This is a genomic window from Devosia sp., from assembly GCF_017307495.1.
Lineage (GTDB): Bacteria > Pseudomonadota > Alphaproteobacteria > Rhizobiales > Devosiaceae > Devosia_A.
In genome coordinates this window covers 186,089-202,688 of the sequence record NZ_JAFKHE010000013.1, presented here as the reverse complement: position 1 = coordinate 202,688, position 16,600 = coordinate 186,089, and the positions used below count along the sequence as shown (strand labels likewise).

The 16,600-nt window shown below is 67.7% G+C and carries 13 protein-coding genes and 1 tRNA gene; 10 read left to right on the top strand and 4 right to left on the bottom strand.

Annotation, left to right across the window (positions count from 1 at the left end):
* Positions 1-112 precede the first annotated feature (112 nt).
* Entirely contained in the window at positions 113-1,828 is a 1,716-nt protein-coding gene (locus J0I99_RS04345) for a methyl-accepting chemotaxis protein (protein WP_291396092.1), read from the top strand.
* A gap of 591 nt (positions 1,829-2,419) precedes the next feature.
* Entirely contained in the window at positions 2,420-3,835 is a 1,416-nt protein-coding gene (locus J0I99_RS04340) for a glucose/sorbosone family PQQ-dependent dehydrogenase (RefSeq protein WP_291396090.1), read from the top strand.
* Positions 3,836-3,878: 43 nt separating this feature from the next.
* On the opposite strand, the gene J0I99_RS04335 is transcribed toward J0I99_RS04340, so the two are convergent.
* Positions 3,879-5,498 carry an MFS transporter gene (locus J0I99_RS04335; RefSeq protein ID WP_291396089.1) on the bottom strand — a complete coding sequence of 540 codons (1,620 nt, stop codon included), beginning with the start codon at positions 5,496-5,498 and terminating at the stop codon, positions 3,879-3,881.
* Between the two features lie 30 nt (positions 5,499-5,528).
* Between J0I99_RS04335 and J0I99_RS04330 the strand changes: the two genes are divergently transcribed.
* The 5 genes from J0I99_RS04330 to J0I99_RS04310 all read left to right on the top strand — a co-directional run bounded on the left by J0I99_RS04330 (position 5,529) and on the right by J0I99_RS04310 (position 10,567).
* Positions 5,529-5,951: a DoxX family membrane protein gene (locus J0I99_RS04330; RefSeq protein WP_291396087.1), complete on the top strand. Its 423-nt coding sequence runs from the start codon at positions 5,529-5,531 to the stop codon at positions 5,949-5,951.
* A 91-nt stretch (positions 5,952-6,042) separates the two neighbouring features.
* Entirely contained in the window at positions 6,043-7,035 is a 993-nt protein-coding gene (locus J0I99_RS04325) for a GMC oxidoreductase (protein WP_291396085.1), read from the top strand.
* A complete protein-coding gene (locus J0I99_RS04320) occupies positions 7,032-8,432 on the top strand; it encodes a cytochrome c (protein ID WP_291396083.1) in 1,401 nt (466 codons plus the stop codon). The genes J0I99_RS04325 and J0I99_RS04320 overlap by 4 nt, the downstream gene beginning before the upstream one ends.
* 140 nt (positions 8,433-8,572) lie before the next feature.
* Positions 8,573-9,763 carry a M20 family metallopeptidase gene (locus J0I99_RS04315; protein WP_291396081.1) on the top strand — a complete coding sequence of 397 codons (1,191 nt, stop codon included), beginning with the start codon at positions 8,573-8,575 and terminating at the stop codon, positions 9,761-9,763.
* A 135-nt stretch (positions 9,764-9,898) separates the two neighbouring features.
* Entirely contained in the window at positions 9,899-10,567 is a 669-nt protein-coding gene (locus J0I99_RS04310; protein WP_291396079.1) for a trimeric intracellular cation channel family protein, read from the top strand.
* A 127-nt stretch (positions 10,568-10,694) separates the two neighbouring features.
* Here J0I99_RS04310 and J0I99_RS04305 read toward each other — a convergent pair.
* The 3 genes from J0I99_RS04305 to J0I99_RS04295 form a co-directional block, all read right to left on the bottom strand.
* Positions 10,695-10,771 (bottom strand) — tRNA-Arg (locus tag J0I99_RS04305).
* Positions 10,772-10,872: 101 nt separating this feature from the next.
* Positions 10,873-12,303 carry a HAMP domain-containing sensor histidine kinase gene (locus J0I99_RS04300; RefSeq protein WP_291396077.1) on the bottom strand — a complete coding sequence of 477 codons (1,431 nt, stop codon included), beginning with the start codon at positions 12,301-12,303 and terminating at the stop codon, positions 10,873-10,875.
* Positions 12,304-12,355: 52 nt separating this feature from the next.
* Positions 12,356-13,786, bottom strand: a complete 1,431-nt coding sequence (locus J0I99_RS04295) for an NAD(P)/FAD-dependent oxidoreductase (RefSeq protein ID WP_291396075.1) — start codon at positions 13,784-13,786, stop codon at positions 12,356-12,358.
* A 267-nt stretch (positions 13,787-14,053) separates the two neighbouring features.
* Between J0I99_RS04295 and rpmH the strand changes: the two genes are divergently transcribed.
* From rpmH to yidC, 3 genes are read left to right on the top strand one after another with little or no spacing between them, the layout of a single operon-like run.
* A complete protein-coding gene (gene rpmH, locus J0I99_RS04290; protein WP_291396073.1) occupies positions 14,054-14,191 on the top strand; it encodes a 50S ribosomal protein L34 in 138 nt (45 codons plus the stop codon).
* Positions 14,192-14,201: 10 nt separating this feature from the next.
* Positions 14,202-14,561, top strand: coding sequence for a ribonuclease P protein component (rnpA, locus tag J0I99_RS04285; RefSeq protein ID WP_291396071.1), 360 nt, complete (start codon positions 14,202-14,204; stop codon positions 14,559-14,561).
* The gene (gene yidC / locus J0I99_RS04280; RefSeq protein WP_291396070.1) at positions 14,561-16,444 is read left to right on the top strand and encodes a membrane protein insertase YidC; all 1,884 of its coding nucleotides are present in this window, start codon (positions 14,561-14,563) and stop codon (positions 16,442-16,444) included. Before rnpA ends, yidC begins: the two co-directional genes overlap by 1 nt.
* The last annotated feature ends 156 nt before the right edge of the window (positions 16,445-16,600 follow it).

Genomic DNA, 16,600 nt, shown 5'->3' with positions numbered 1-16,600 from the left:
CGGGTTGAGGAGCGGCAGCCCCGCCTCGCAGGAGGATGCGGTAGCGGACGTCGAACACAAGGACAGCGGGGGCGCGCGATACGCCCGGCAATCAAGAAGAAGGACCGAAAGCATGAGACTGACACTGAAGGTCAAGCTTGGGGCAGCATTCGCGACCGTGGTGCTGCTCGCGGCCGGCGGCATGATCGCTGGCATCCTGAACCTGGGCGGGCTGGCGGCCAACGTCGACAAGATCGTCCACCAGGACTGGGTCAAGGCGCGCCTGGCCAACCACATCATGGACATGGCCAACGACAATTCCCGGGCCAACCTCGAGCTGGTGTTCGCCGACAGCGATACGCGGCGCGAGGCCCTGCGCACCCGCATCGCCGCCAACGTGGTGGCGATAACCGCTGCGTTCGAGGAACTGGCCCCCCTGGTCCAGCATCCCGAGGGAAAGCTGCGGTTTGAGGCCATGCAGCAGGCGCGCAAGCCCTATGTCGCCGCCTTCGCCGAGATCGAGCGCTATGTCACCGCCGGCGACCAGGAGCAGGCCATGCACGCCGCTTCCGCGACGCTCATCCCTGCCCTGACCGGCTTCATCGCCGCCATCGACGCCTTCGTCACCTTCCAGAGCGACCTGGTCGAGGAGAGCGGGCGACACGCCGACGAGGTGTACCAGGCCGGCGTGACGACCATGCTGGTACTGCTCGCCATTGCCACGGCGGCGGCGGTCGCAGTGGCCTTCTGGATCGTCCTGAGCATCACCCGCGCGGTCTCCAGCGCGCTCGGCCTCGCAAGCGCCGTGGCCGCGGGCGACCTCAATGTCTCCGCCAGCGTGAAGTCCAACGACGAGATCAAGGATCTCATCGACGCACTGAACCTGATGGTGCGCAAGCTCAGGGAGGTGCTCGGCGAGGTCACGGCGGCAACCCGCAACGTGGCCGCTGGCAGCCAGGAGATGTCCGCCGCCGCCGAGCAGCTCAGCCAGGGCGCGGTCGAGCAGTCGTCGTCCACCGAGGAGGCGTCGGCGTCGGTCGAGCAGATGACGGCCAATACCCGGCAGAACGCCGACAATGCCGGGCAGACGGAAGCGATCGCGCGCAAGGCCGCCCTCGATGCCGCCCAATCCGGCAAGGCGGTCAACGACGCTGTCGCGGCGATGGAAACGATCGCCGAGAAGATCCTGATCGTGCGGGAGATTGCGCGCCAGACGGACCTGCTCGCCTTGAACGCGGCCGTCGAGGCGGCCCGGGCAGGCGAGCATGGCCGCGGCTTCGCGGTCGTCTCGTCGGAGGTGAGAAAGCTGGCCGAGCGCAGCCAGGCAGCGGCCCAGGAAATCTCGGCACTGTCCGGCAACACTGTGAAGGCCGCGCAGTCGGCCGGCGAAATGCTGGCCCGCCTCGTCCCGGACATCCAGCGGACGGCCACGCTGGTCGCCGAGATCTCCGCTGCCTCCAACGAGCAGAACGCCGGGGCAACGCAGATCAACGCCGCCATCCAGCAGCTGGACAAGGTCACCCAGCAGAACACGTCCGCCGCCGAGGAGATGTCCTCGACCTCCGAGGAACTGGCTGCGCAGGCCGAACAGCTGCAGGCCGCGATCAGCTACTTCCAGGTCGATCCGGCCGGCGCCGACCTCGAAGCGGCCGAATCTGCGGCAGCCCCCCGACGGACCGCGGCCGCCGACCAGATGCATGACCCGGTCGGCGAACTGCGCCGCCGCGTTGCCGCCGCGGCGCCCTCGATCGGCCAGGCCAGGCCCCGGAGCGGGGGAGGGTTCAGTCTCGATCTCGGCGACGGGCCGGACGCGCTCGACGCCGACTTCCACCGGCAGGGCGCGGCGTAAGCCAGCCGCGGCCGCGTTGGGGCGCGACAACGCCCCATGCCCTCCCGGCCCGAGCCGGGAGGGAGGGCGGGACCGCAATGTCCCGCACCAAGACTTGCCGCATTACCTGGCCCCGGGGCGTAGCTGCCAAAGCGCTGCTTACCCGCCCGACAGCTGCCCGCCAGTCCTGCGCGCTGTCCGTCTCCTCCCCTTTCATGGCGATCGAGGCTTTGGCCACACCCCGACCACAAGCGTCCGACGCACCGGCCAGGGCCCTTGCGGTAACATTCATGGGCCGGGGTATCGTTCGTGTTCCCTGAACGATGACGCGCGCAAACTCGTCCGCGCCGCCGTAAACACCGGCGCGAATGGGGGTGCCAATGGATTTTTGTTCGATTATCGCGAACGATGCGTATCGGCCAGAGGGGCTGTCGGCGCCGAAATCCGACCTACATCTTGGCCACCCCGACACGGGGTTCGTCGCCCGCCTGCCAAGGTGCTGATGCGGGCAAACCTGAAAATTGCGCCCGACCCGACGCACCACTGCAGCCTGCAGGTGCGCCGCGTCCTGTCGCTGCATACGGAGTCGAGAAATTGCCTCGCAACTCACTATTGAACACCAGTCTGGCCGCCCTCATGGCCGGCATGCTGCTGGCCGCCCCTGGCGCCCTTGCCGAGCAGTCGCCTGCCGACGTCGTTGAAGCCACGTTCCCGTTCGACAAGGCGGTGCTGGTTGAGGGCCTGCGGGCTCCGCACGAAATCCGCCTCGGCGTGGACGGCAAGCTCTGGGTCACCGAGCGGATCGGCAAGCGCCTGATCCGGGTCAACCCGGAAACCGGCGACATCAAGCCTGCCTTCGAATTTGCCATTCCCGACGTACTCGAGGGAGCTCAGACCGGCGTGATGGGCTTTGCCTTCCATCCCGACTTCGGCAAGGGCACCGACAGGATCTTCGTCGTCCACACCTATGAAGACAGCGAGCGTACGGACCCCACCCGCCCCGACGCCTCCGATCCCTACCACCGCCTGTTCCAGAAGGTGGTCGCCCTCGACTGGGATGCCACGACCGAAACCGTGACGGGCTCGAGCGACGTGCTCACCGGCATACCGGCCAACAACGACCACAACTCCGGTCGGATCGTGTTCGGCCAGGATGGCAAGCTGTACCTGACCGTGGGTGACCAGGGCCACAACCAGCTGGTCAACTACACCCGCCCGATCGAAGCCCAGCGCCTGCCGACGGCCGAGGAACTGGCGGCGGGCAACCACTTCGCCTACCAGGGCAAGGTCCTGCGCTTCAATGAAGACGGGTCCGTCCCCGGCGACAACCCGGTCCTGGGTGGCGTGCAGAGCCACATCTTCACCCTTGGCCACCGTAACGCCCAGGGGATCACGGTCGGTCCGGATGGCACCCTCTATGCCAACGAGCACGGCCCCAGCAGCGACGACGAGATCAACGTCCTGGTCTCGGGTGGCAACTATGGCTGGCCCAACGTCGCCGGCCTGGTCGATGACAGTCATTATGCCTACGGCAACTGGTCTGCCGCCAGCGTCGATCCCTCGACCCTGACCTTCAACCAGCCGGAGGAAGGTTTCCCCGCTGCGGTCCCCGTCGTGAAGGAAAGCGAATGGGCCGGTGCCGCCGACATGAAGCAGCCGCTCGCCACCCTGTTCACCGTGGGTGCGAACGACGAGATCAACTTCGGTTACTTCGAGCGCCCGACGGTCGGCCCGTCCTCGATCCAGTACTATGCGGACGACGCTGTTCCTGAGCTCAGCGGCAAGCTGCTCTCTACCGCCATGAAGCACGGCGCCATCTACGCGATCGACCCGGCGGCAAGCGGCGACGAGGCCAAGTTCACCAAGTACTATCTTGGCCAGAACCGCTTGCGCGACCTCGAGATCGTCGACGGCGGCAAGACGATCTTCCTCGTCACCGACTCCGCCGGCGGCGTCCTGAACGCGGCAGGCGAAGGTGTCTCGGAACTCGAAAATCCGGGCGCCATCCTGGTCTATACTGCCAAGTAAGGACCTGAGTGCCACGAGGGCTGGGGCGACAACGCCCTGGCCCTCATTCCACTCGCTCGGTGGGCGCGACCAGATGGGTTACGATGGGGGGAGCTGTGAGCAGGTTTCCAACATCTTCCTCGATCATGCGATCCGCCTTGGTGACGCGTTGGTGCTGACGCAGGTGCTCCAGCCACGACTCCAGCATGAACATCTCGACGAACCGTCCTGGTAGCGCCACGTCCTCGAACACGCCCCAGCGGTAGGCGCCGTCGCGCTGGCGCTCGCGCCCGATACGCTCGATAGTTGTAAGGAACTTCTGGCGGGCGACTTCGCCGACGCGATACTCGACGGTCACCAGCACCGGCCCGCGGTCAGACTCGACGTCAAGTGCAACGATCGGGTCGGGCCAGTGCATCGACGGCATGAAGTCGAGCTTTGCGCCGGTCTGCAGCTTCCAGCGCCAGGTCAGCACGATGAAGGCAAGGCACCCCGCTGCCGCAAGGAGATGGGCGGCCGGCAGCCCAAGCCAAGCCGCCGCCTCTCCCCACGTGGCGCTCCCCGCGGCCAGGCCACCGAACATGAACGTGACGTAGATCGCGAGCCCACGGCCGCGCACCCAGTTCGGGAGGGCGACCTGCGCCGAAACGTTGAGGCTTGCGAGCACTGCGATCCACGACATTCCCGCCAGCAGGCTGGCTGCAACCGCCGTTAGCGGCTGGCGGGCAACAGCATACAGAACCAGCGCGGCGGCCGTCCCCACCGTCCCCAGAGCCACCAGCCCGTCCGCGCCCAGCTTGACCTGAAGGCGATGCATGAAGCCGGCGCCGGCCACCGCACCGACGCCGATGGCGCCCAGAAGAATGCCATAGAGCTCCGGCCCGCCAGCGATCTGGGTTCGCGACACCAGGGGCAGCAGCGCCCAGTAAGCGCTGCCGAACGGAAAAAACGCCAATGCGCGCACCAGGGTCGCACGCAGCGCCGGGTTGGCGCGGGCGTGGCGGATGCCGGTGCGCATGGCGCCGGAAAAGCTCTCGGCCGGCAGTATAGAGGCCGAACGCTGGGGTGGTCGCCACCAGAGCAATGCGCCGATGGTGCCAACATTGCTGACACCGTTGATGCCGAACGGAGCCGCGATGCCAAACAACGCGATCAGCCCGCCCCCGAGAGCCGGCCCGATGGCGCGGCTGATGTTCACGCCGACGCTATTGGCGGCGACAGCCGCCGGCAGTACGGGCCTGGGGACCAACAGCGGCACGATGGACTGCCACGCCGGCGCCGTCAGCGCCGCGCCGGCTCCGATCAGGAACATGAAGGCCAGCAAGATGGACGCCGTAACCAGGTGGAACCACACCAGCACCGCGAATGTCGACGAGACCACGGCAATGGCGATCTCAACGCCGATCAGCAGGCGTCGCTTGTCGACGATATCGGCAAGAGCACCCGCCGGTATGGCAGCCAACAGCATGGGCAGGGTGTCGGCGACCTGCACCAGGGACACGGATAGAGGGCTCGGATCAAGACCGGTCATCAGCCACCCGGCGGCGGCGGCGTACATCCAGGATCCGATATTGGCGACCACCGTGGCGACCCAGATCACCGCATAGGCTGGATGCCGGAATGGCCCGAGCGGCGGCGCAGCCGCCGGCCCGCCGCCTGATCCAGCGCTCGCGGGCACGCTCATGACGGTCCTCTCCAGGTGTGGTGCGCACCCATGATAGCGGTGTCCGCGCCGTTTTGTGCCCACGATCTGCCCGTAGCGCAACAACTGGTACGCCGCCGAGCGCCCGGCGGCTTCAACCGACAGTCACTTTACGCAGCTCCGATTCCGGCGCTCAGTAGCTACGTCATGGGTTCCCCGTTCGGCGCCGGAGACCACACGCAAGGAGTACTAAGGGCGATCGATCTGATCACCGGGCCCTACGCGATACTGCTGCTCCGCCTGTGCCTGGGCGTCATGTTCATGGCGCACGCACTGCAGAAACTGCTGATGTTCAAGCTGCAGGGCACCGCGACGTCCCCGCTTGTCATGGTGATGCAGGTGGCTCTGGTCGTCGGCGCGGCGGCCGCGCTCGCCATCCTCGCCGTTCTGCTCGCCCGTTGGCGGCGCATGCGCAAGCGGCCGCAGCAAACATAATGCGCCAACCGCGATGGCGCCTCAGGAGACACCAGTATGCCAAAGCATGGTTCACCCGAGCGGATTCCCGCCCACGTCGCCAAAACCGTCCTTGCGGGCTTCTCGGCCCTGGCCGGGGGAGGGCTGGGCTTCGGACTGCGTTTCATGGCCATTCGGCACGGATGGAGTCTGCCCGTGGCGCATCTATCTGCACAGCAGCGCGCAAAGTCGCTTCGCCGCCCTCTACTACGATCCTGACAAGGGGTCGCACCGGGTCACGGCCAAGGCCTTCGTCGTCGCGGCCAACGGCATTGAGAGCCCCCGCCTGCTACTCGTGTCGGCAAGCGACCAATTCCCCCATGGCCTCGCCAACAGCACCGACATGGTCGGGCGCCATCTGATGGACCACCCCTCGACCTCGTTGACCTTCGACAGCGACGAAGAACTCTGGCTGGGCCGCGGGCCGCAGAGCCCCAGCTCGATCAATGTGATGCGCGACGGTCCGTTCCGGAGCGAGCACGCCGCCTACCGCCTCGATTTCACCAACATCTCGCGCGTCGACGGTGCCACCACCAGCCTGATTGCTGCCGGCGTCTATGGCAGCGAGTTCCAGACGCGGCTGCGATACAGCGCGGCGCACCAGCTCAACGTCAAGAACGTGCTCGAGGTGCTGCCCGACCCCGAGCGTCGGGTCACGCTCAGCGACCAGAAGGACGCCATGGGCATCCCCAAGCCCCAGATGCACTACTCGATCGACGACTACACCCGCCGGGGCCATGAACGCTCGCAGCAGGATTTCCGCCGCATCGCCGACCTCATGGGCGGCACCAACCTGCGCTTCAGCAAGGATGGCGACTTCGCCAACAACCAACACATCTGCGGCACGCTGAGCATGGGCACCGACTCGCAGGTCTCGGTGTGCGACCAGTGGGGTCGGACACACGATCACGACAACCTCTTCCTCGCGGGGACCGGGGTCCTGCCGACCTGCGCGACCTGCAACTCGACCGAGAACGGCCTTGCCGTGGCGCTCCGCAGCATGGATCACCTGCTCGCCGAGCAGGGTTCAGGCGCCCCACCTGCAAGCACCCAGGGGGCGCAATGAGGGTCCCATCGGCGCGGCGGCCGAAGTTCGGCGCCGCCATCTTCGCGGTGCTCGCCACTGCGGCCGCACTGCCATCGGCGCTGGCCGCCGACGCGGCGCAGGTCGAGCGCGGGCGGTACCTCGCGACGGCGTCCGACTGTATCGCCTGCCATACCGTGCCTGGGGGCGCCTTCATGGCCGGCGGGGTCGCCATAGCGACGCCGATCGGGGCCATCATGTCCACCAACATCACCCCCTCGAGGGCGCATGGCATCGGCGACTATACGCTGGCCCAGTTCAGCGCTGCGCTGCGGCAGGGCATCCGGGCGGATGGGCAGCACCTCTATCCGGCCATGCCGTATCCGGCCTATGCCCTGCTCAGCGACGAGGACGTTGCAGCGCTCTACGCCTACTTCACCACGCAGGTCGCACCCGTCGAAACCAGCCCGCCGCCGACCAGCCTGCCGTTTCCGTTCGGTATCCGTCTGTCGATGGCGGCGTGGAACCTCCTCTTCCTGCAGGGCCACCCCCATGTTCCCAATCCGGCGCAAAGCGCGGAATGGAACCGGGGAGCCTTCCTGGTGAATGGCCCGGCGCACTGCGTCACTTGCCACACGCCACGCAATCTGCTGATGGCCGAGGACGGTAGCCGGGCGCTGGCTGGCAGCGATCTGGGCGACTGGTTCGCCCCGAACATCACCTCGGACGCCAACAGCGGAGTCGGGGGGTGGACCGACGAGGAACTGGTGGCCTACCTGCGCGACGGCAATGCCCCGGGCAAGGGCCAGGCTGCCGGGCCGATGGCCGAGGCCATCGGCAACAGCCTCCACTTGCTGTCCGCCGAAGATCTGCACGCCATCGCCGTCTATCTCAAGACCGTGCCACCGGTGCGCGACGCGGGTGACAGCCAGCCGGTCTTTTCCCGGGGCAGCCCGTCCGACGAGTTGCCGAGCATCAGGGGCGTGGCTTTGCCGGCGGACCCCGACAGCATGACCGGGGCGCAACTCTACGATGCCTGGTGCTCGACCTGCCACCAGGCGCAGGGACAGGGCAGCTTCGACGGCACCCTGCCATCGCTGGTGCACAATGCCGCACTCGGTCGTGCCAATACGAACAACCTCGTGATGTTGATGCTGCAGGGGCTGCACCGCAAGGATGTGCTGATGCCGGGCTTCGCCGCCGAAATGAATGACACCCAGGTGGCGACGCTCGGCCAGTATCTGATGGCCCATTTCGGCAACCCGGCGGGGACGGTCACGGTGGCCCAGGTAAAGGCGCTGCGCGCCGGCCCCGCCACGTCCCCGCTTGTCCTGGTGGTGCAGGTGGCTCTGGTCGTCGGCGCGGCGGCCGCGCTCGCCATCCTCGCCGTTCTGCTCGCCCGTTGGCGCCGCATGCGCCAGCGGCCGCAGCAAACATAATGCGCCAACCGCGATGGCGCCTCAGGAGACACCACTATGCCCAAGCATGGTTCACCCGAGCGGATTCCCGCCGACGTCGCCAAAACCGTCCTTGCGGGACTCGCAGGCTCGTTCCTGAACTCGAGGCGCTCTACAAGGACGTGCACGCCCATCCCGAACTGTCGATGCACGAGACGCGAACGGCGGGCCTTGCCGCCGACAGGCTGCGCGGTGCTGGCTACGAGGTGACAACTGGCGTCGGCAAGACCGGGGTGGTGGGGCTGCTCCATAATGGCGAGGGGCCAACGGTCATGCTGCGAGCCGACATGGACGCGCTACCGATCGCCGAAAGCACCGGCCTCGCCTATGCCAGCACAGTGACGGTCACGGACCAGCAGGGCAATGTCGTGCCCGTGGGCCACATGTGCGGTCACGACATGCACGTGGCGTGGCTGGTCGGTGCGGCGAAGCTGCCGTCCACGGCCCGCGAGGCCTGGAAGGGCACCCTGATGGTCGTGTTCCAGCTGGGCGAGGAAACCGCCGAGGGAGCCAGGGCGATGGTCGATGACGGCCTCCTCCAACGCTTTCCGCGGCCCGCCGTCGTGCTCGGCCAGCACGTCATGGTCGGGCCGTCCGGCACTGTCGCCGGGAGTGCCGGACCGATCACCTCGGCGGCGGACAGTCTGCAGGTCCGCGTCTTCGGCCGGGGCGCGCATGGCTCGATGCCGCAGGCGAGCATCGACCCGGTGGTCATGGCGGCCGCGATCGTGCTCAGGCTGCAGACCATCGTCTCGCGCGAGGTGGCGGCAACCGAGGCCGCGGTGGTGACGATCGGCGTGCTGCAGGCCGGCACCAAGGAGAACGTCATGCCGGACGAGGCCATCCTCAAGCTCAACGTCAGGACATTCGATGCCGGGGTGCGCAAGCACGTGCTCGCCGCGATCGAGCGCATCGTCAATGCCGAGGCGGCAGCCTCGGGCGCGCCGCGCAAGCCCGAGATCACGCCGCTGGACCGCTATCCGCTGAACGTCAACGACGAGGCCGCGAGCGCGCGGATTGCCGGTGCGTTTCGCGATCACTTCTCGCCGCGGCGGGTCATCCACACCGGTCCGGCCCCGGCTAGCGAGGATTTCGGCTGCTTCGCCACCGCCTGGAAGGTGCCGTCGGTGTTCTGGTTCGTGGGCGGTACCGATCCCAAGCTTTACGCCACGGCCAAGAAGGAAGGGAAGGTCAACGAGTTACCGGTCAACCACAGCCCGAAATTCGCACCGGTGCTGCACCCGACCCTGGAGACCGGCGTCGAGGCATTGGTGGTCGGAGCTCTGGCCTGGCTCGGTCCGTCGCCGGCATGACGCCCAGGGGCAGTCTCGCAGGTCCGAGCGTTCGCGCGGCGGCATCGGCGCTTCCGCCCTGCCAGCTTGTTGGCGAGCAACAAACGTCGTTTTGTGCTTTCTGTTGTCGATGCGATTGCGGCGGCGGGGTGCCAGATGATGCCGATTGAACTCTTCACACGCGTTCTTGACCTTGGTGGCACGTTCGTCTTCGCCCTCAGCGGAGCGGTGGTCGGCGTCAACCGCCGCCTCGATTTCTTCGGCGTGCTCGTCCTGTCGTTCGTGACCGGGAACTTCGGCGGCATCGCCCGCGATCTGCTGATCGGTGACGTACCGCCGGCGGCCCTGCGGGACGGCTTGTACCTGTTGGCGTCCGTCCTCGCTGGGACCATCACATTCTTCTGGTATTCCGGGGTCGACCGCCTGCGCAGCCCCGTACTGCTGCTCGACGCGGCAGGCCTGTCTTTCTTTGCGGTCGCGGGCGCGCAAAAAGCCATCGAGTTCGGACTGAGCCCGATCATGGCGGCGCTGCTGGGCATGCTGACCGGCATCGGCGGCGGCATGACCCGGGATGTCCTCGCCGGCGACGTCCCGCACGTCTTGCGCTCTGACCTCTATGCCATTGTGGCGCTGGCTGGGGCGTCGATGGTCGTCATCGGCGATGTTACCGGCATCCCCTATGGCTTCTCGGCCCTGGCCGGGGGAGCGCTGTGCTTCGGGCTGCGTTTCATGGCCATCCGGCACGGATGGAGTCTGCCCGTGGCGCATCTATCTGCACAGCAGCGCGCAAAGTCGCTTCGCCCGGACGACGAAGAACCGGACTGAACGCCCTCGACTGGGAACCGGCGCGCGCGGGATCGAACCGCCCCGGACCGCGATCATCGCACAACAGTGCCGTGCTGCCTGCCGGAGGCTAGCCGCTAGCCAGTGGATTGCTTTCGTGAGGGGGAAATGGCGCGCCCGAAGAGATTCGAACTCCTGACCCCCAGATTCGTAGTCTGGTGCTCTATCCAGCTGAGCTACGGGCGCCTGCCTGCCGAGCGGTGTCGGCGGAACGGCGTGACCCATACATTGGCTCCGGTGCCATTGCAAGCGCCGAGGGGCGACGATTTTGACGGCCGCATGACGGCTCAGGCGATGCGGATCGAATGCGGCAACGTCACGTCGAAGCGGGTGCCGGCCGGCTGGTCGACGAAAGCGAGCTTGCCGCCATGCGCCTCGGTGAGTTCGCGCGCGATGGCGAGGCCGAGCCCGGTACCGCCCGCCTTGGCCGAGCCCTCGAAGGCGACGAACAGGTTCTCCCGGGCGCGCGGCGGCAGTCCCGGGCCGTTGTCCGACACGCTCAGCGTCAGCCATTCGGGCGTCTCGGTGAAGGTCACCTCGACATAGGGCGCCTCGATCCTGGCACCCGCCGCCTCGAGCGCCTCGCGGGCGTTCTTGAGCAGGTTGTCGAAAATACGGGCGAACTGGTCGGGATCGGCCGAAATGGTCACCGAATCGGGCACGCCGTTGCTCCAGCGGATGCCGGGGTGGCCGACGAGCCCGGCATCGAAGGCCGCCTCGTCGAGCAGCAGGTGCAGGTCGACCGGCATGGGCCGCGGCGGCGTGGCGCTCTGGCGACCGTAGTCGAGCACCGACTGGGCAAAGCCGATGGCCTTGTCGATCGACTGCACGAGGCGCGGCGCGAGGCGCTGCACCTTGGGATCGTCGAGATTGGCCACCTGGTCGGAAAGCAGCTGCGCCGAGGTCAACGTATTGCGCAGGTCGTGGTTGATCTTGGCGACGGCGAGGCCGAGATCGGCGAGGTGCCGGCGCTGGCGCAGCATCGAATAGATGTCGGACTCCATGGCGGCGAGCTCGCGCTCCATGATGCCGATCTCGTCGCGGCGCGCCGTCGGGGTGACGATCAGCGCGGCGTTCTCGGGCTGTCCCGAGAATTCCACGAGGTTGCCGGTCAGGCGCCGGATCGGGGCGATCAGGATGCGCGCAACCAGCACGTAGAGCACGGCCGACGTGATGATGGCGAGGATCAGCGAGAGGACGAACAGGTTGCGCGAATAGACCAGCAGTTCGGCGCGCAGCGGCGCCTCGGGCATCAGCACCTCGATGGTGCGGTCGGGCTGGCCATCCTCCTCGCCGACGATGCGCAGCGTGCGGTTCGAGCCGAAGAACAGCGTGTCGAGCGCACCCAGTATCGGCGAGGCCGGATCGTCGAGGCGCATGTCGACGGTCACGGCCTCGCGCGGCGTCTGGGCATTCTCTAGCTCGATCAACTGGCTCTGGCCCTCGCGCCGGTAGACGATGGCGATGGCGCCGGCCGAAGTTAGCAACCGGTCGGTCAGCGTGCGCGGCAGGTCCATCGCGTCGGGCACGGCGTCGAGCACGCGGGCCGCGACGGTGCCGACTCGCAAGCGGTCGGTCAGCCAGCTCTGGCGGAAGTTCGCGGCCGACGGCAGGTAAATCACGACCTCGACCGCCAGTATCACCACGATGAGCGTGGCGATGATCTTGACGGAGAGGCCCGAGAACGGGCCCGGCATCGCGCGGGTCTGTATGGCCATCGCGCGATGCTTAGCCGGAAAAACCCACTATTTCCAGTGACAAGAGTGCGGCTCAGCCGAGCAGCCGGTTGACCGCCATCCACGCCCTGAGCAGCGGCCCCGGCGCGTCGCCCCGGCGCAGCTCGGCGCCGAGCCGCACGGCGATCTCGGCGAACGAGGGATAGGGCACCGACATGGCCGCCAGATCGGCGCCCTTGAGGCCGCCCGACATGGCCAGCGCGAACAGCGCGACCAGTTCGCTGGCGCCGGGTCCGACCACCCCGGCGCCGATGATGCTGCCCCGCCGATCGGTGAGAAGCTTGGCCAACCCGTGGGTCTGGCGGCTGGCGCGGGCCTGGTCGTTGTCGGCGAAGGCCCAGCGGGTGACGCGGAAGCCGACGCCGTGCCGCGTGCGGGCCGTGACCTCGTTGAGCCCGATCTCGGCGATCGCCGGGTCGGTGGAAACGAGGCGCGGCACGGTCCGGTCGGGCCTCGCCATGGCCCCGAGCAGGGCGCTGCGCACCACGGCCTCGGCCGCGCGCGCCGCCGATGGCACCGACTCGCCGCCGGTGACGTCGCCTACCGCGTAGACCCGGGCATTGGTCGTGCGCAGCGCGCCGTTGAGCTGCAGGGCGCCGGCGCGTCCCGCATCGAGCCTGATGCCGGCCTTGTCGAGGTCCAGCGCCGCGACATTGGGGGCGCGGCCGCCGGCGACGAGGATGTGGGATGCGTCCAGCAGGCGATCGGACTCGCCGGTGCGGATGGCGACACCGATGCCCATCGAGCGGGCCTGGACGGCGCTCACTGCCGCGTGCGGCTCGAGATGGACACCCTCCTCCGCCAGCGTCGCCAGGGCAACCGCCGCCAGTTCGGGGTCGAAGCCGGGGAGAAGTTCGCCGCCGGCGACCACCGTGACCTCGGTGCCCAGGCGGTTGTAGGCCTGGGCCAGCTCGATGGCGGTGACGCCGGAGCCGATCACCACCAGGTGGGTCAGCTTGCGGGTGTTGTCGAGGATGGTGTCGGGGGTGAAATAGGGCACGGCGTCGAGGCCGGGGATGGTCGGCGCCACCCAGCGGGCGCCGGTGGCGACGACGAAGTGGCGGGCGCGGATCTCGGTGTCGCCGACAGCCACGGCCTTGCGGCTGATGAAGCGGGCCGCCCCTTCGATGACGTCGATGCCGAGCGCCATCAGGTGCGCGGCGGAGCTCTGCGGGGCGAGCGCGGCGATGACCTGGTCGATGTGATCGTGCACGCGGCGGAAATTGACCTTGGGGTCCTCGGCGGCGATGCCGAACGGCGGGCCGTCGCGCAGGGCGCGGGCATGGGCTCCGGCGGCCGCCAGCGCCTTGGCCGGCACCGCCCCGGTGTTGAGCGCGTTGCCGCCGATCCTGCCCTGCTCGACGAGGACGACCGACGCGCCATAGGCGCGGGCCCGCTCGGCCACCGCAATGCCGCTCGATCCGGCCCCGATGACACACAGGTCGGGAGTAAGGATATCGGCCAATCGCGTCCCCGAAGCTGCCCGGGGCCCCAAACCCCTGAGGCCTCAATAGCACCGGCCTGCCCGGGCACAATAGGGCCGGGACAAACCCCGTGTGGAAATCGACGCGCGAAAAGCCTTTCTGCCGCATCCGGGTCGCGTTGACTTCGCGGGACCAATTCCATATACAGCGCCGAAATCTGCCGTGGATCCTCATCCGGGTCCGGCCGGCATGCCAATAGCTCTAGTCAAGCAGAATTAGGGAACCGCGCGCCGGCGTGGTCTGATCGTATGTCGAAACGCACTTTCCAGCCGAGCACGCTCGTCCGCACCCGTCGGCACGGTTTCCGCGCCCGCATGGCGACCAAGAACGGCCGCGCCGTGCTGGCCCGCCGCCGCGCCGTCGGCCGCAAGAAGCTGTCGGCCTAAGGCTTTGGCCGTGTCCACGGCCATATCCGGGGAGCGCGCTTTGCGGCGCCTCAAGAACCGATCCGAGTTTGTTGGAGCCGCCCGAGGCATGCGCGTCGGGCGCTCTGCATTTTCGTTGCAGACCAATGCCCGCGCCGTCGACGAGCCGGGAATCGGCTTCACCGTCACCAAGCAGCAGGGCAACTCGCCGGAGCGCAACCGCATCCGCCGGCGCCTCAGGGCCGCCGCCAAGGCTTGCGAGTCGGGCTTTCAGCCCCGACATGACTACGTGCTGGTTGGTCGCCGCGCCGCGCTGAGCACCCCCTTCGCGGAACTCGTCAGCGAGCTTTCCGCCTCGATTTCCAAGATCCACGTGAAGAAGAAGAGCTGATGCAGTCCGACAACAACCGCAACATGATCATTGCGATCGTGCTCAGCATCGTGGTGCTGTTCGGATGGCAGTTCTTCGTGGCCGGGCCACAGCTGGAGCAGGCGCAGAAGCGCGCCGAGGCCCAGCAACTGGCGCAGCAGCAGGCGACGGCCGCCGCGACCACGGCCGCGCCGGACCAGGGGCTCGCCACGCCCGCGGCCGGCGGCAGCGCTGCCGCTCCCGCCGCCGCGACCGACACGACGCAGGCCGGCACCTTCGCGACCCGCGACGCCGCCCTTGCGGCCGCGGCGCGCGTCGCCATCGACACGCCGGCCCTGGCGGGCTCGATCAGCCTGACCGGTGCGCGTCTCGATGACCTGAAGCTCAAGGACTACACCGAGACGGTCGACCCCCAGTCGCCGATCATCACCCTGCTCAGCCCCGCCGGCGCGCCGGGCGGCTACTATATCGAGAGCGGCTGGGCCCCGGCCTCGGGCTCGACCACCGCGCTGCCCGACGGCAACAGCGTGTGGAGCCTCGACGGCGGCGCCACCAGCCTCACCGTGGCCACCCCGGTGACGCTGCGCTGGGACAATGGCGCCGGCCTCGTCTTCCGCCGCACCATCAGCGTCGACGAGCACTACCTGTTCACCATCGTGCAGTCGGTGGAAAACACCACGGCGGGCGACGTGGCGCTCTATCCCTATTCGCGCGTCGTGCGCCAGGGCACGCCGCACGTCTCGAACTTCTTCGTCCAGCACGAAGGGCCGCTGGGCGTGCTCGGCTCGAACAACCTCGTGTCCAAGAAGTACAGCGACGTCGCCCATGACGGCCAGAACGACTGGACCTCGACGACCGGCGGCTGGGTCGGCATCGGCGACAAGTACTGGGCCACGGCCATCCTTTCCGAACCCGGCTCGCCGCTCAATGCCCGCTTCTCGCACAGCCTTGCGGGCGCGCTCGACATCTACCAGACGAGCTTCGTCGAGAGCACGCCGGTGCTGGTCCCGGCCGGCGGCAAGGCCGAGAACAAGACCTATGCCTTCGCCGGCGCCAAGCAGACCCGCGTCATCGACGCCTATGACAGCACCTACAAGTTCGACCGGCTCGAGCTGCTGATCGACTGGGGCTGGCTGCACTTCATCACCCGCCCGATGTTCGAGCTGCTGCAGTTCCTGTACGGGATCCTGGGCAATTTCGGCGTCGCCATCCTGGCGGTGACCGTGTTCGTCAAGGCGCTGTTCTTCCCGCTCGCCAACCGCTCCTACGCCTCGATGGCGGCCATGCGGCGCGTGCAGCCGGAAATGAAGTCCATCCAGGAGCGCTTCAAGGACGATCGCGTGCAGCAGCAGCAGGCGATGATGGAGCTCTACAAGAAAGAGAAGATCAACCCGCTGGCGGGTTGCTGGCCGATCCTCATCCAGATCCCGGTGTTCTTCTCGCTCTACACGGTGCTCTTCATCTCGCTCGAGATGCGCCATGCGCCGTTCTTCGGCTGGATCGTCGACCTCGCGGCGCCGGACCCGACCAACATCTTCACCCTGTTCGGGCTCATTCCGTGGAACCCGACCACGCTGCCGTTCGTCGGCGGGCTGCTGCACCTGGGCGTGTGGCCGCTGCTGATGGGCGTCACCATGTGGGTGCAGATGAAGCTCAACCCGCCGCCGCCGGATCCGACCCAGGCGATGATCTTCAACTGGATGCCGGTGATCTTCACCTTCATGCTCGGCTCGTTCCCGGCCGGCCTGGTGATCTACTGGGCCTGGAACAACCTGCTCTCGGTGACCCAGCAGTGGTTCATCATGAAGCGCCACGGCGCCGAGGTCGACCTGCTCGGCAACATCGCCGCGAGCTTCAGGCGCAAGCCCAAGGTCGAGGAAAAGGCCGCCGGCAAGGCCAACTGAGGCTGGCCGTGCTCGAATTCGGGGCCGCGCATCGAAAGGTGCGCGGCCTTTCGTTTCGCGCGTGGGGCTCACCCCACCCAGTTTCGCCAGGCAGCAAGCTGCCGGCTTCACTACCCTCCCCCTTGTGGGGAGGGTAGTGCAGCTAGGGCCTTGGCC